11 protein-coding genes are annotated in these 14,464 nt (G+C 71.2%); 5 read left to right on the forward strand and 6 right to left on the reverse strand.

Translation table 11 applies throughout. From position 1 onward, the window contains the following. Nucleotides 1-283: 283 nt before the first annotated feature. The 3 genes from ACK8N7_RS24785 to pepN all read right to left on the reverse strand — a co-directional run bounded on the left by ACK8N7_RS24785 (nt 284) and on the right by pepN (nt 7,790). Nucleotides 284-3,592 (reverse strand): S8 family serine peptidase, encoded by a 3,309-nt coding sequence (locus ACK8N7_RS24785; protein ID WP_500444182.1) that lies wholly within the window; start codon nt 3,590-3,592, stop codon nt 284-286. 230 nt (nt 3,593-3,822) lie between these two features. Next, nucleotides 3,823-4,917 carry a hypothetical protein gene (locus ACK8N7_RS24790; protein WP_500444183.1) on the reverse strand — a complete coding sequence of 365 codons (1,095 nt, stop codon included), beginning with the start codon at nt 4,915-4,917 and terminating at the stop codon, nt 3,823-3,825. Between the two features lie 272 nt (nt 4,918-5,189). Next, nucleotides 5,190-7,790 (reverse strand): aminopeptidase N, encoded by a 2,601-nt coding sequence (gene pepN / locus ACK8N7_RS24795; RefSeq protein WP_403208031.1) that lies wholly within the window; start codon nt 7,788-7,790, stop codon nt 5,190-5,192. 145 nt (nt 7,791-7,935) lie between these two features. On the opposite strand from pepN, the gene ACK8N7_RS24800 reads away from it, so the two are divergent. The 5 genes from ACK8N7_RS24800 (at nt 7,936) to ACK8N7_RS24820 (ending at nt 12,431) form a co-directional block, all read left to right on the forward strand. After that, a complete protein-coding gene (locus ACK8N7_RS24800) occupies nt 7,936-8,586 on the forward strand; it encodes a mycothiol-dependent nitroreductase Rv2466c family protein (RefSeq protein WP_403208034.1) in 651 nt (216 codons plus the stop codon). An 82-nt stretch (nt 8,587-8,668) separates the two neighbouring features. Continuing rightward, the gene (locus tag ACK8N7_RS24805; protein ID WP_031122740.1) at nt 8,669-9,016 is read left to right on the forward strand and encodes a VOC family protein; all 348 of its coding nucleotides are present in this window, start codon (nt 8,669-8,671) and stop codon (nt 9,014-9,016) included. A 108-nt stretch (nt 9,017-9,124) separates the two neighbouring features. Then, the gene (locus tag ACK8N7_RS24810; RefSeq protein ID WP_500444184.1) at nt 9,125-10,504 is read left to right on the forward strand and encodes an MFS transporter; all 1,380 of its coding nucleotides are present in this window, start codon (nt 9,125-9,127) and stop codon (nt 10,502-10,504) included. Further along, nucleotides 10,494-12,020, forward strand: coding sequence for a pyridoxal phosphate-dependent decarboxylase family protein (locus ACK8N7_RS24815; RefSeq protein ID WP_500444185.1), 1,527 nt, complete (start codon nt 10,494-10,496; stop codon nt 12,018-12,020). The genes ACK8N7_RS24810 and ACK8N7_RS24815 overlap by 11 nt, the downstream gene beginning before the upstream one ends. Before the next feature lie 147 nt (nt 12,021-12,167). Further along, a complete protein-coding gene (locus tag ACK8N7_RS24820; RefSeq protein ID WP_403208040.1) occupies nt 12,168-12,431 on the forward strand; it encodes a hypothetical protein in 264 nt (87 codons plus the stop codon). 53 nt (nt 12,432-12,484) lie between these two features. Here the strand turns inward: ACK8N7_RS24820 and ACK8N7_RS24825 are convergent, their stop codons facing one another. The 3 genes from ACK8N7_RS24825 to ACK8N7_RS24835 form a co-directional block, all read right to left on the reverse strand. Continuing rightward, nucleotides 12,485-13,141, reverse strand: coding sequence for a CatB-related O-acetyltransferase (locus ACK8N7_RS24825; RefSeq protein WP_500444186.1), 657 nt, complete (start codon nt 13,139-13,141; stop codon nt 12,485-12,487). A gap of 73 nt (nt 13,142-13,214) precedes the next feature. Beyond that, nucleotides 13,215-13,958, reverse strand: coding sequence for a DUF2071 domain-containing protein (locus ACK8N7_RS24830; RefSeq protein WP_403208044.1), 744 nt, complete (start codon nt 13,956-13,958; stop codon nt 13,215-13,217). Further along, entirely contained in the window at nt 13,955-14,317 is a 363-nt protein-coding gene (locus tag ACK8N7_RS24835; RefSeq protein WP_319341394.1) for a metalloregulator ArsR/SmtB family transcription factor, read from the reverse strand. Before ACK8N7_RS24835 ends, ACK8N7_RS24830 begins: the two co-directional genes overlap by 4 nt. Between the last annotated feature and the right edge of the window lie 147 nt (nt 14,318-14,464).

A 14,464-nucleotide genomic window follows, 5' to 3' on the forward strand; every position in this document is an offset into this window, starting at 1 on the left:
GCGGCCCGTTTGCCGCTCCATGATGCGTATGGCCGGGCCCGGCTTGTCCAATCCATTGTCCGACCTGCGGACTCATCGCGCGAGGACCGCAGAATCTGCATCGGCCGTGCGTGCCAAGGAGAACATCTGCGGCGGCTCCGCACCGGGTGTGACGATGAACACGCACGGTGGACGCACGACAGCGGGGCGGGAGCTCGTGATGAGCGCCCGCCCCGCTGCCGGTCAGGATGGATCAGGACCGGTCATGGAGCAGGACCGGCCAGGGTCCCTCAGGAGCGATCCGTTACGGCGTGACCTTCTCGATCACGACGCTGCCGGTGCCCGCGGCGGTGCCGCGCGCGTTGACCAGCTGGACCTCACCGAAGAACTGCCGGCCCTCGGGAGCCGCACCGGCGACCACGACCTCGGCGCCGACCTGCGCCGAAGCGCCGTTCGCCAGGTTGTAGGACTTCGACGCGTCGACCTTCAGGGTGCCGAGCGAGGCCGAGTAGTACACGTCGCGGTAGTCGTAGGTGGTCGACCCGGACGGAACCGAGTAGCCGTCGACGATGACCGTGTACGTACCGGCGGCCGGGTTGACCAGGCTGACCTTCTCCTCGGAGCCGGCGGTGGTCCCGCTGCCGACCTGGGCCGCGCCCCGGAAGACGTACAGGTCGAGGTCGGCGTTGGCGTCCGACGTACCGCCGATGGCGAAGTCGAGCTTCTCGACGCCCGCACCGATGGTGACCGTGGTCTGCTGGGACTGGCCCGTGGAGATCGACGGCTTGGCCACCTTGGCCGAGCCGAGCGAGCCGCCCTTGAGCTTGCCCTCAAGAGCCGCCGCGCCGTTGGTGACCTTCCAGTTCACCGCGGCGGGGGTGCCGATCTTCGCCTCGGCGATGGTCTGCACCGCCGGGTCGAAGGTGGCACCGAGCAGCGAGACGTCCAGCTTGAACGGGTTGTCCAGCAGCGGCGACGTACGGCGCGACTCGACCTCGATCTCCCACACGCCGGGCTGCGGGTCCTTGTAGGACCGCGTGTCCGGGCGGCAGGTGTTGGCCGGGTTCTCGTAGTTCGGGTAGCAGTTGACCGTGGAGGTCGGGTCGACCGGCGTCCCGTACGGGTGCAGGGCAATGAACCGGGTCTGGCTGCCCGAGCGGAGCGCGCTGAGCGCGACCTCAAGGGTCTTGGCGCCCTCCGGCACGTTCACGAAGTACGAGGTGGTGCCGTTGCGCTGCACCGAACCCGACGACTTGAACGCGTAGGTGGGCTGGTTCAGCTGGTGCGCGACGACGACCGTGGAGAGGACCTGGTGGTCGATCCCCTTGGTCTTGCTGTCGTCCAGCTCCAGGATGGCGCTGTGCACGCCCGCGGTCTTGGCCTTCGCCGTGACCTTCAGCTTCACCGGGGTGTCGAGCGGCAGCGAGACGTACTCGGGGCTGCTCAGCTTGAAGGTCTTGTCGTTGTTCTTCCACGACAGCTTGTGCTGGACGCTGCGGTCCGGGCCCGTGGTGCGGGTGACGGTGATCTCGTAGACCTTCGTCTCGCCGACCTTGAGGCCGCCCTCACGGTCGTAGAGGCCGGTGCCGAAGCCCGGGTCCTTGAGCGCGAAGTCGATCGCGGTGTCGACCGGGGCCTTCACCTTGTACTCGTGCGCCGGGTTGCCCTTCTTGGTGATGAGCTTCCAGGCGCCGACGATGTCGATCAGACCGGAACCCTGGGCGTGCGCCGGCACGTCCTTGATGTGGGTCGCCGAGCTGGTGAGCGCGACCCGCAGGTCGGCCGGGGGCAGCTCCAGGTCCTTCTGCTTCGCGGCGGAGAGCAGCAGGGCCGCCGCACCGGCGGCCTGCGGCGAGGCCATCGAGGTGCCCTGCAGCATCGAGTAGCCGGGCGGCAGGGCGTAGCCCGCCTCCTTGACCGGACCGCCGTCGAACCAGGTCTGGGTGGTGTTGATCGCCGCACCCGGGGCCGAGATGGTCGGCGTGAAGCCGCCGTCCTCACGCGGACCGCGCGAGGAGAAGGGGAGCAGGTCGTACTTCTTGGTGACGCTGGAGCCGTAGTTCGCGGCCCACGTCTCCTTGGAGATCGACGCGCCCACCGAGATGACGTGGTCGGCCAGGGCCGGGTCACCGATGGTGTTGAGGCCCGGGCCGCTGTTGCCGGCCGAGATCACGAGCTGGACGCCGTAGATGTCGACGAGGCGCTTGTAGAGCTCGGCGCGGGCGTTGTTGCCGTCGTTCAGCGGCGGCAGGCCGCCGATCGACATGTTGACGATGTCGACACCACGGTTGACGACGAGGTCGATCATGCCCTCGGTCAGCGCGATGTTGGTGCAGCCGCCGGACCAGGTGCAGGCGCGCGAGGAGACGACCTTGGCGCCGGGCGCCGCGCCGTTCATCTTGCCGCCGAACAGGCCGTTGGCCGCGGTGATGCCCGCGACGTGCGTGCCGTGCGAGCCCTCGATCACGCCGATGTTGACGTAGTCGGCCTTGGCGCCCGCCGCGTTGTAGACCACGTTCTTACGGGTCTCGACGACGAACGGGATGCGCTCGACGATCTTGGTGGCCGGGTCGTCCTCACCGAAGTACGCGACCTGGAACTTGTCCTTGTACGGCTTGAGGGCCGTGTCGTCGGAGAAGTCCGCGTTCGCGTTCAGGTCCACCCGGATGGTGCCCTTGACCGCGTCGTACAGCACGCCCCAGACGTCGGTGGTGTCACCGTCGCGGTTGAGGTCGCCCGCCATGTCGCCGCCGGTGGTGGCCGACTCGGCGAAGGTGGCGAACTTGTAGCTGCCCGCCGGCGCCGAGTAGGTCTTGCCGCCGGACGTGAACGTCGGGCCGGTGACGGTCGCGGACATCTGCAGCCAGGTGCCGTCGCCGTCGTTCACCGGGTCGGTCGCGGTGACCCAGTCGACGATCTTGCGCTCGCCTGTGGTGGTCTTCTTCAGCGCCGGGTGGCCGAGGTCGACACCGGAGTCCAGGACACCGATGGTGATCCCGCGGCCGTCGGCCGTCGGGTTCTTCTCGACGAACTCGACCGCACCCGTCTCGAAGGAGGGGTTGTACGGGTTGGTGGCCGGGGTGTTCTTGCCCGGCGCCGGGTAACTGCCCGAGGCCTTCAGCTGCTTGGCCCCCGTGGCCCGGTCGCCCGAGGGCGTCGGGTCGTCCAGCTTGATCTCCTGCTTGAGATCGATGCCGAGGACGGACTTCAGCTTGGAGGCTGCCGCGATGGTGGTCTCGGCGGTGCTGGTCGGCACGGTCGCCCGTACGTAGCCGAGCTTGTCGTAGGTCTGGCCGAGCACGGAGCCCTTGACGGCGTCCAGCTGCTCGGTGACCTGCTCGGTCGCCCCCGGGGTGGTGGCGATCATCATCGTGACGTTCTTCTCGCCCTTGGCCTCGGCCTTGGCCAGAACCTCGGCGTCTGCCGTGCCGAGCTTGTCGCCGCGGTCGCTCGTGGCGGCCGGTTTGACGGGTGCCGGTGCCGGGTCGCCGGCGGCGAACACCGGCGAGGCGCTGGAGGCCGCGAGTGCGACCGCGAGGCCGGCAGCGGCCGCGATGCGAGCGGCGCGTCTCGCCCCGGGTATGGAGCTGGGGGATTCCTTGGTCATCAGCATCCCTGTAATTGAAAGAGAGAGTCCGGAATTCGGTACCGGATGACCGCTCAGCCTGTCGTAAATGACAGGGGTTTGTGGAGAGTTGACGGAGACGAGACAGGTGCATGGCATAGATCCGCCACTGGGGGCGATGCGTCATGAGGGATGAATGAGGCGAAAGCGTACGCCGGAGAGCCGGTCCAGAGCCTGTGGTCCGGACCAGTGGCACCAGCGGACGCTACGGCTCCGGCTCAGCGCGGCAGCACCACCAGATACGCGGCCGGCTCCCGGTCGTCCGCCGCCATCAGCGCAGTCCGCACCACCGTGGCCTGCTGGTCCATCGCCTCTCGCAGCTTCCTCGGGGTGAGGTGGACGACCGTGACCCCCAGCCGCTCCAGATGGTCCCGCTTGGCGGCGTACGCGGACCACTGCGGCTCCTCCGGGTGCGCCGGGGCCCGGTTCCCGTACCGCCGCCCCTCGTCCGGCGCACCGAACCGGGGCGCCCGGGTGTCCAGCTCGACGGCAACGGCCTGATCCGGCCAGTACGCGTCGACCCCGCCCAGCTCCGGTCCGCCCGGCAGCCGCAGGCCGACGTTCCACAGGGGCTCCGGCAGCCCGTGCTCGCGCACCATCGCGTACAGCCGCGCCTCCGCCACCGCCCGCCCCTCGGCCAGCAGCGCCTCCACCGCGCCCACCACCGAAGGCCGCCCCAGCAGCTTGGCCACGCTCAGCTCCCGCACCACGGCGGCCGGCTCGCTGTGCCCGGCCCGCACGGCCTCGGTCAGCAGCCGGCGCACGTCCTCCGGGTCGCCCAGCCCCGCCACCGCGTCCGCCAGCGCCCGTTCCACCGGGGCGACGGGCACCCCGGCCAGCCGCACCGGTGCGGGCGGCGCGGCGGCCCGCACCACCTCCACGAAGCGGGTCGAGCGCAGCCGCCGGGTGCGCGGCACCAGGACGTCGATGCGGTGCAGCGCCGCCAGGTCCGGCGCCGAGGCGAAGCCGTACAGGGCGAGCGCCGCCAGGCCGGTCACCATCGCCTCGCCGAACCCCGCGTCCGACGGCTCCGGGGGAGTGCGCCGGGAGGAGACCGGCGGGCGTCCCGCGTACAACAGCGCGCCGCGCAGCCGCTCCTGGTCGCTGGGGGGCTCCGGGTGCAGCAGATAGACCCCCGGCAGCAGGTGCTGCCAGGAGCCGCCGGGCAGGCACTGGGCGGACGTCTGCGCGGCGGAGACGCCCCGCGCCCGGAGCTGGGCGGCGGACAGGACGCGATGCGTCACGTCCTGGAGGTGATGCAGGGGGCGCGGGAACAGAGGAGACAGGGGGGAGAGCGGGGTGTTCTGGGTCATGGCCGATGATTTCCCGCCAACCGAGGGTCCCCTAACCCCTGTTACACGCCCGTCGACAATTCCGGACAACGCCGCCCTAAAGTACGGTTGTTCGAGGACCGAAAAGGGCTGTCGCGCGGGAATTGAGAAGGGGGCGCATCGGGCAGGTGTGCGAGCGCCGCTTTCGCGCCGCGCACACACCGAACCCGTGCGCCCCCTGGACCCGCCCGCCTACGCCCGCGGGCCTTCCGGGCCCGTCCGTCCACGCCCGCGAGCTATTCGGGTCCGTCCGTCTACGCCCGCGCGTCGCACTCCTGGCCGCGCAGCACCCGCGCCAGGTCGTCCCGGGCCTCGAGGACCAGCCGGCGCAGCGCCGGAGCGGCGTCCGCGTGGCCGTTCAGCCAGGCGTCGGTCGCCGCGAGCGTCTCCGGGCTGTCCTGGAGGGCGGGGAAGAGCCCCTTCACCACGTGCATGCCGATCTGGATGGACCGCTCCGCCCAGACCCGCTCGATCACCTCGAAGTAGCGGTCCGCGTACGGGGCCAGCAGCTCCCGCTGCGAGGGCTGCTCGAAGCCGGCGATCGTCGCCTCCACCAGGGCGTTGGACAGCTTGTCCGACTCCACGACCGCTGCCCACGCCTGCGCCTTGACCGCCTCCGAGGGGCGCGAGGCCAGGCACCGTACGTGGTGGCGCTTGCCGGACGCGGTGTCGTCGCGGGCCAGTTCGGCGTCGATCGCCGCCTCGTTCGCCGCACCGTGCGAGGCGAGCGGGGAGAGGAAGGCCCAGCGCAGCTCCTGGTCGACCGCCAGGCCGTCGACCCCGGCCGTGCCCTCCAACAGCCCGCCCAACAGCTGGAAGTCCGCCTCGGAGCCCGCGACGGCCGCGAAGAAGCGGGCCCACGTCAGCTGGTGCTGGCTGCCCGGCTCGGCCTGCCGCAGCTCGCGCAGCGCGCCCTCGGCCAGTGCCCGGCCGCCCTCCTCGCGCCAGGCGGGGGCGGCGTAGTTCACCAGCGCCGACTGCGCCCAGGCGTGCAGCATCTGCAGGACACCGATGTCGCTCTCGCGCCCGGCGTGCGCCAGCACCAGCGCGACGAAGTCGCGGGCGGGCAGAGCCGCGTCCCGGGTCAGGTTCCACAGGGCAGACCAGCACAGGGCACGGGCCAGCGGGTCGGTGATGGAGCCCAGGTGGTCGCGGAGGGTCGCCAGGGACCCCTCGTCGAAGCGGACCTTGCAGTACGTGAGGTCGTCGTCGTTGACCAGGACCAGGTCGGGCCGCTCCGCCCCGGCCAGCTCCTTCACCACCGTGCGCTCCCCGGCCACGTCCACCTCGGCACGGGCGTAACGCGTCAGCTCACCCTGGGGGGTGAGCCGGTACAGGCCGACCGCGACCCGGTGCGGGCGCAGCTCCGGGTGGGAGGCGGCGGCCTCCTGGACGACGGCCAGTTCGGTCAGGGTCCCGGCCTCGTCGTACGTCGCCACAGGGGTGAGCACGTTGACCCCGGCGGTCTGCAGCCAGGCGCGCGACCAGGCCGTCATATCGCGGCCGGAGGTCTCGGCGAGCACCGAAAGAAGGTCGCCCAGACGCGTGTTGCCGTACGCGTGGCTCTTGAAGTAGCGCCGCGCGCCCTCAAGGAAGGCGTCGCGTCCCACGTACGCCACCAGCTGCTTCAGTACGGACGCGCCCTTGGCGTACGTGATCCCGTCGAAGTTCAGCTTGGCGTCCTCCAGGTCACGGATGTCGGCCGTGATCGGGTGCGTGGAGGGCAGCTGGTCGGCGCGGTAGGCCCACGCCTTGCGGTTGTTGGCGAAGGTGATCCAGCCGTTGGTGAAGCGGGTCGCCTCGACCATCGAGAAGGAGCCCATGAAGTCCGCGAAGGACTCCTTCAGCCACAGGTCGTCCCACCACTCCATGGTGACCAGGTCGCCGAACCACATGTGCGCCATCTCGTGCAGGATGACGTTGGCGCGCCGCTCGTAGGCCGCCGAGGTGACCTTGCCGCGGAAGATGTACTCCTCGCGGAACGTGACCATGCCCGGGTTCTCCATCGCCCCGAGGTTGTACTCCGGCACGAACGCCTGGTCGTACTTCCCGAAGGGGTACGGATAGTCGAAGTTGTCGTGGAAGAAGTCCAGGCCCTGCTTGGTGACCAGGAAGACGTCGTCCGCGTCGAAGTGCTTGGCGAGCCCCTTGCGGCACATCGCGCCGAGCGGGATCTCCAGCGTCGAGCCGTCGTCCAGGGAGCGGCTGTAGTGGTCGGTCACATAGTGGTACGGACCGGCGACGACGGCCGTGATGTAGGTGGAGATCGGCTTGGTCTCCGCGAACCGCCACACCCCGCCCTCGTGCGACTCCTCGGCCCCGTTGGACCAGACCCGCCAGCCGTCGGGGGCGGTCACCTGGAAGCGGTAGGGGGCCTTCAGGTCCGGCTGTTCGAAGTTGGCGAAGACCCGGCGGGCGTCGGCCGGCTCGTACTGCGTGTACAGGTAGACCTCGCCGTCCTCCGGGTCGACGAAGCGGTGCATGCCCTCGCCGGTCCTGCTGTACGCGCACCGGGCGTCGACCACGAGGACGTTCTCGCCCTCCAGGAGCCCGTCCAGCGCCACCCGGACCCCGTCGAACACGACGGCCGGGTCGAGCGGGCTGCCGTTCAGCGTCACCGCGTCCACACCCGGCGCCACCAGGTCGGCGAAGGTCGAGGCGCCCGCGCGGGCGGAGCGGAACCGGATCGTGGTCAGCGACCGGAACGTCCGCGGACCGGCGTCCCCGTCGCCCCCGTCGGCCCCCTCGGGCTCGCCGACGGCGGAACGCAGGTCGAGCTCGACCTCGTAACCGTCGACGGTCAGCAGCTCGGCCCTCTTCTGGGCCTCGTCGCGGGACAGGTTTTCACCGGGCACGGGCACTCCTTCGTGACGCGCGTCATGTGTCGTGTTCGAACCCATTGATCCTTGCACGCGGTCGCGGGCGGTGGCAGGCGGGGAATGACAGACCCTCCGGCGGCGTTCTCGCCAACGGTTGGAACAGGCCCTTCTGAGGAGAGACATGCCCGAGAACACCCCGGCGAACGGCAAGACCCCGGCCGATTTCTGGTTCGACCCGCTCTGCCCGTGGGCGTGGATGACCTCCCGCTGGATCCTCGAGGTGGAGAAGGTCCGCGACATCGAGGTCCGCTGGCATGTGATGAGCCTCGCCGTCCTGAACGAGGACAAGCTGGACGACCTGCCCGAGGAGTACCGCGACCTGCTGGAGAACAAGGCGTGGGGCCCGGTCCGGGTCGTCATCGCCGCCCAGCAGCTCCACGGCGACGAGGTCGTCGGCCCCCTCTACACGGCGCTCGGCACCCGCTTCCACAACAACGGCGAGGGCCCCACCCGCGAGGCCGTCGCCGGTGCCCTGAAGGACGTCGGCCTGCCCGCCGAGCTCGCGGAGTACGCCGACAAGGACACGTATGACACCGAGCTGCGCGCCTCCCACAAGGAGGGCATCGACAAGGTCGGCCAGGAGGTCGGCACCCCGGTCATCGCGGTGCCCGGCGCGGACGGCGAGCAGGTCGCCTTCTTCGGCCCCGTCGTCACCCCCGCCCCCAAGGGCGAGGACGCGGCGAAGCTCTGGGACGGCACGCTGCTGGTCGCCTCCATCCCCGGCTTCTACGAGATCAAGCGGACGCGAACGCAGGGCCCTATCTTCGACTGACGCCTTTTCTTTTCGCCCTGCGGGCCGGGAGCACGCGCGTGCTCCCGGCCCGTTGTCAGTGCCGGGTCGTACGGTGATGGGCATGCGAATCTCACCGGAGATGATCACCATCGACTGCCCCGACCCCCAGACGCTGGCCGCCTGGTGGGCCACGGCGCTCGGAGTGGAAGGGACGCAGGACTACGGCGAGTTCGTCATCGTCCCCGCCACCCCCCTGGTCCTCGGCTTCCAGCGGGTGCCCGAGCCCAAGTCCGTCAAGAACCGGGTGCACATCGACTTCGCGTCCCCCGACCGCCCGGCGGACGTGGAGCGCCTGGTCGGCCTGGGGGCGACCGTGATCGGCGAGCACTCGATGCACGGTCTGTCCTGGAACGTCCTGCAGGACCCCCAGGGCAACGAGTTCTGCCTCGCCGACGAGGGCACCCAGTGACTCGCCGACGAGGGCAGCCACTGACTGGCTGACGAGGGCAGCCGCCGGCCGACACCACCCCGGCCCACCCCTTGCCGTGCGGTCGAACTCTCGTTCATGATCTGGCCCATGCCGACCGAGAGCCGCCGCGACAGCGGTACGGAGCGGAGTCCGGGCCCGCCCCTCCCGCGCCGGGTGCGGATCGGTTACGGCCTCGGCTCGCTCTGCACCGGCACCTTCGCCACCGTGCCCGGCCTGATCCTGCTGTACTACCTGACCAATGTGCTGGCCGTCTCCCCGGCCCTCGCCGGGGCGGCGGTCTTCCTGCCCAAGGCCTGGGATGTCCTGATCAACCCGCTCGTCGGCGCGCTCTCCGACCGCAGCCGGCTGCGCGGCGGTCCACGCCGGCCGTTCCTCCTCATCGGCGCCTGCACCCTGCCGCCCCTCTTCGCGCTGATCTTCGCCGCACCCCCTGTGCGCGGCACGGCGGCCGCCGCCTATGTCGCCGCCCTCTTCCTGCTCGCCGCGACCGCCTACGCGGTCTTCCAGGTCCCGTATGTGACGATGCCCGCCGAGATCACCGACGACCCGGCCGAACGCCGCCGGGTGCTGAGCTGGCGAGTGGCGTTCCTCGGGGCCGCGATCCTCCTCTCCGGCGCGCTCGCCCCGGCCATCGCCCATGCGGACGGTGGCACTCCGGCGAGCTACCGGCTGATGGGCGTCGCCGTCGCCGTCCTCCTCGCGGTGGGCATGTTCGGCGCCTGGTTCACCACCCGGTGGGCCCCCGCCGTGGCCCGCTCCACCGCCGAACCCTCCCTCCGCGCCCAACTGGCCGTGGCCCGCACGAACCGGCCCTTCCTCTTCCTGTCGGGGATGTGGTTCCTCCAGGCGCTGGCGGTCGGCGTGATGCTGGCGGGCGTCCAGTACTTCGCCACGTACACCCTCGGCTCCCCGGGCGCGGTCACCCCGCTCTTCGCCTGCCTGATCGGCCCGTTGGTCCTGGTCATGCCCCTGTGGACCCGGCTGGCCCGGCTGCGCGGCGCGAAGTACGCGCAGGGCTGCGCCACCGTCCTGTACGTCGCCGGGGCGGCGGCCCTCACCCTCACCGGCCAGGTCGGCAGCGCCCTCGGATACGCCGCCGTCGCGGTCATCGGCATCGCCTACGCGGGCCTCCAACTGCTGCCGCTCACCCTCCTCGCGGACACCCTGGCCGCCGACACCGCCCGCACCGGCAAGCGCCGCGCCGCCACGTTCACCGGCCTGTGGACGGCGGCCGAGACGCTGGCGTTCGCGCTGGGGGCGGGCGTCTTCGCGCTGGTCCTCACGGTGACCGGTTTCCGCTCCTCGGACGCCGACCACGAGGTCGCCCAGCCCGCCGCCGCGCTGACCGGCATCACGGCGGGTATGAGCCTGCTGCCCGCACTCCTCGCCGCCGCGAGCCTGTGGCTGCTCCACCGCTACCGCGAGGACCCCGCCGACGCCCCGAAGGACGCCACCCGTGCAGCCTGACCCCACCGCAAGCGCCCAAGAGCCCCCCGCGCTCCCCGCCGGCCGCCCGGCGGCCGAGATCCTCACCGAACTCAAGGCGCTGCGCACGGCCGACGCCCCCACCCGGGGCGGCCGGACCTTCGCCTACGTCTACGACGCCGGACGCGAGGGCCTGGACGAGCTGGCCGCCGAGGCCTATACCGCGTACGCCACCGTCAACGGGCTCGACCCCACGGTCTTCCCGAGCGTGGCGCGCCTGGAGAACGACCTGGTCGGCGCGGCGGCGGCCCTCCTCGGTGCCCCGCCCGGCGCCCAGGGCACCTTCACCAGCGGCGGCACCGAATCGATCCTGCTCGCGGTCAAGACGGCCCGGGACCACGCCCGTTCGACCCGTGGGGTGACCGACCCGCAGCTGGTGCTCCCCTCCACCGCGCACGCCGCGTTCCACAAGGCCGCCGCCTACCTGGGCCTGGAACCGGTCGTGGTCCCGGTGGACCCGGTGACGTACAAGGCCAACCCCACCGCGATGGCCGCCGCGATCACTCCCCGTACCGCCCTGGTCGTCGCCTCGGCCCCCTCGTACGCGCACGGGGTCATCGACCCGGTGGCGAGGATCGCGGAGGCGGCGGCCGAGCACGAGGTGCTGTGCCATGTGGACGCCTGCATCGGGGGCTGGCTGCTGCCGTACCTGCGCCGGGCGGGCCGCACGGTCGAACCGTTCGACTTCTCCCTCCCCGGCGTAACGTCCATCTCGGTGGACCTGCACAAGTACGGCTACGCGGACAAGGGCGCCTCCGTGGTCCTCTACCGGAACGCCGAACTCCGCCGCCACCAGTACTTCGCCCACGCGGGCTGGCCCGGCTACCCGGTGGTCAACCCGACGGTCCAGGGCACCAAGTCGGCGGGCCTGCTGGCCCAGGCGTGGGCGGTGCTCCAGCACATCGGCGAGGACGGCTACACAGCGCTGGCCGCACGCGTGGCGGAAGCCTCCGACCACCTCCTGGAGAGCCTGCGCACCACCCCGGACATCCACATCCTCGGCGAACCGGAGGCAGGCCTGGTCGCGTTCACGGTCCTCACCTCAGCCACACCGGACCGGCCCTCCGGCACACCAGACCTGAGCCTGCTGCTGCACCTGGCCGACGAGATGCGCGTACGCGGCTGGTACCTCCAGCCCCAGCTCTCCTTCGACGGCCTCCCGCCCAACCTCCACCTCACCCTGACCCCCGCCACGGTCGACCGCGTGGACGCCCTCCTCGCCGACCTGACGGCAGCCCTGACCACAGCCCGCACCCTCCCCCCGGTCACCGTCGACCCCGCCCTCACCGACCTGGCGGCGACCCTGGACCCCGACACCCTCACCCCGGAGGACGTGGCGGGCATCCTGGCCTTCGCGGGCCTGGGGGAGGGATCCGACGGGTCCGGAGGCCTCCCGGAGCGGATGGCCCCGGTGCTGTTCCTGCTGGACGCGCTGCCGCGCAGGCTGAAGGAGCGGCTGCTGACGGAGTTCGTGGGGTCGGTGTTCCGGCTGGGCTGAGGGGTACGGCGACCGGGCAGGAGTGGCTCAGGGGCGGTCGGGGTTGGGGGAGTCGCCCTCGGATATGTGCGGCTGAAGCCGTGGTGCCCCCAATGACCCAGCGGTAGTCTCGCGGCCCCAGCAAGCCTGTACGACCCGGAGGTCCGCATGGCTGATCAGCTGCTCAAGGCTCACTTCGTCGCCGATCCGATCGAGCTTCCCGACGGCCGCAGGGTCCGCGTCAGCGCCTACCCCGACGGCAGCATCCGGTTCCGGGTGGACGGGCTGCCGTACGTCCTCACCGAGGCGTACCTCAGCGGTAACCCCGAGAAGGACAAGGCGATCCTGAAGATCTCGCCCGGCAAGCAGGGGAGCAACGCCTCCCACAACTACGCCGAGTTGCTGGAGAGCAGGAACAAGGACAAGGGCTGAACGACCCCGAGCGCCCCCGGCTTCCCTCACGGAGGCCGGGGGCGCTTCGCGTATCAGTCCCGGGGAGCCGCCGCCTCCAGCTCCGCCACCGTGCCCGACATCACCGTACGGATGTGGTGCGTCAGGTGGTCCGCCGGCCAGTCCCACCAGGCCACCGCCAGCAGGCGCGCGATGTCCGCCTCCTCGTAGCGGGTGCGGATCAGGCGGGCCGGGTTGCCGCCGACGATGCCGTAATCCGGGACGTCCGAGACGACCACGGACCGGGAGCTGATGATCGCGCCGTGCCCGATGCGGACGCCCGGCATGATGACCGCCTCGTAGCCGATCCACACGTCGTTGCCGATCACCGTGTCGCCCCGGTTGGGCAGACCCGTCAGTAGGTCGAAGTGGTCGGCCCACGAGCCGCCGAGCGTCGGGAACGGGAACGTGGACGGGCCGTCCATACGGTGGTTGGAGCCGTTCATGAGGAACCGCACCCCCGTCCCCAGCGCGCAGAACTTGCCGATCACCAGGCGCTCCGGCCCGTAGTGGTAGAGCACGTTCCGGGTCTCGAACTCCGTGGCGTGCTCCGGGTCGTCGTAGTACGAGTACGCCCCCACCTCGATCAGCTCCGAGGTGACCAGCGGCTTCAGCTGCACCACGCGCGGCTGGCCCGGCATCGGGTGCAGGACGGTGGGGTCGGCCGGGACGGGCGTGGGGTCAGAGCTCATGGGGTCGCTTCCGGGGGAGGTGTACGGGCGGGTGCCATCGTGGCAGCCCTGCCCGGTGGTGCGCGGGGATTTTCTACGCCACCCCCGTCCCGCACCCCACCCGGAACGGCTCCCCCTGCGACCAGTCGGCCGCCACGCCCCGCATCACCAGCGCGCTGTCCAGCACCGCGCTGCCCGGCGGAAAGCGGTCCAGGTCCTCGAAGAACGAGGAGCGCACGGTACGGGGCCGGCCCGCCGTCACCTTCCAGGCGGCCGTGGACAGTTCGAGGACGTCCAGGTGGGTGCCCCCGGCGTTGGGGGAGAGGCCCCGGTTTCCGAGGCGGAAGAACTCCGACGCCTCCGCCAGGTCCGTGAACAGCCCGCTCCCGTGCAGCTCCTCGGCCGGCTCCACCGTCGCGTCGACCTCCACCTCGCCGTCCCGGGTCGCGAACGCCACCCGTACCGCGTCGGCCTCCTCCCGCACCGTGAAGTCCGCGCGGCCGTGCTCGCCCGGGTAGATCCGGCCGCCCGCGAAGGCGTTGAGGCGGGAGGCGGTGTCGCGGCGCGGGATGTAGACGCCGCACTCGACGCCGTCCGGGCCGTCCCACTCGACGGAGATCCGGTGCGCCGCGTTCTCGCTGGTCAGCCCGGTCGCCGCCGGGGCCCAGCCGGGGCGGACGCCGCCGATCCGGAGCAGGCAGATCCCCGCCACCGCCTGGCCGCGCACCAGTTGGGGCCGCAGCGGTGCGGGCAGCAGGGCCGCCGCCACATACGGGTCCACCCGGTAGTTCACCAGGAGACGGCGTTCGATGGTGCTGGAGAGCCGGGGCCGGATCATGAGGCGTCGCCTTCCGGGGCAGGGCGCCACTTCGTGTGGCGGAGCACGATCTGTTCGGGGCACACGGCGCTCAGGAAGCGGCCCACGCACATGGCGAGGCGCTCCTCGGCGAGCGAGTAGAGGATGCGGTTGGCGTCGCGGCGCTCGGTGACGAGCCCGGCCCCCTTGAGCACGCCCAGGTGGCGCGAGATGGACGGGGCGCTGATCGAGAACCGGCTCGCGATCTCCCCGGCGGCCAGCTCACCCCCGCGCAGATCCTCCAGGATCTGGCGGCGGGTGGGGTCGGCCAGCGCACGGAAGGCGCTCGCCTCGTCATCGGAATCAGAGGGCGAGGGAGAAGCGGTGGAGGGTGGTCCCATGCGCCATGTTTAGCATATGAGCTAAATAGCTAACAACCCAGTTCAGGGCATGGGAAAGCCCCCGCGAGTCATGTCCTCGCGAGGGCTCTCCGTTCATCCGCCTGCCGAAGTGAAGGTTGAGAAGACGATCACGAGGCAGGACGTGCT

The organism is Streptomyces griseobrunneus, from assembly GCF_046713465.1.
In the GTDB taxonomy this organism is placed as follows: domain Bacteria; phylum Actinomycetota; class Actinomycetes; order Streptomycetales; family Streptomycetaceae; genus Streptomyces; species Streptomyces microflavus.

Excerpts from the sequence above, each read along its gene's own strand:
- ACK8N7_RS24800 (WP_403208034.1), top strand. The coding sequence starts at position 7,936 with ATGCCCGAGAACACCCCGGCGAACGGCAAGACCCCGGCCGATTTCTGG.
- ACK8N7_RS24785 (WP_500444182.1), bottom strand. The coding sequence starts at position 3,592 with ATGCTGATGACCAAGGAATCCCCCAGCTCCATACCCGGGGCGAGACGC.
- ACK8N7_RS24810 (WP_500444184.1), top strand. The coding sequence starts at position 9,125 with ATGCCGACCGAGAGCCGCCGCGACAGCGGTACGGAGCGGAGTCCGGGC.
- ACK8N7_RS24825 (WP_500444186.1), bottom strand. The coding sequence starts at position 13,141 with ATGAGCTCTGACCCCACGCCCGTCCCGGCCGACCCCACCGTCCTGCAC.
- ACK8N7_RS24835 (WP_319341394.1), bottom strand. The coding sequence starts at position 14,317 with ATGGGACCACCCTCCACCGCTTCTCCCTCGCCCTCTGATTCCGATGAC.
- ACK8N7_RS24830 (WP_403208044.1), bottom strand. The coding sequence starts at position 13,958 with ATGATCCGGCCCCGGCTCTCCAGCACCATCGAACGCCGTCTCCTGGTG.
- ACK8N7_RS24805 (WP_031122740.1), top strand. The coding sequence starts at position 8,669 with ATGCGAATCTCACCGGAGATGATCACCATCGACTGCCCCGACCCCCAG.
- ACK8N7_RS24790 (WP_500444183.1), bottom strand. The coding sequence starts at position 4,917 with ATGACCCAGAACACCCCGCTCTCCCCCCTGTCTCCTCTGTTCCCGCGC.
- ACK8N7_RS24820 (WP_403208040.1), top strand. The coding sequence starts at position 12,168 with ATGGCTGATCAGCTGCTCAAGGCTCACTTCGTCGCCGATCCGATCGAG.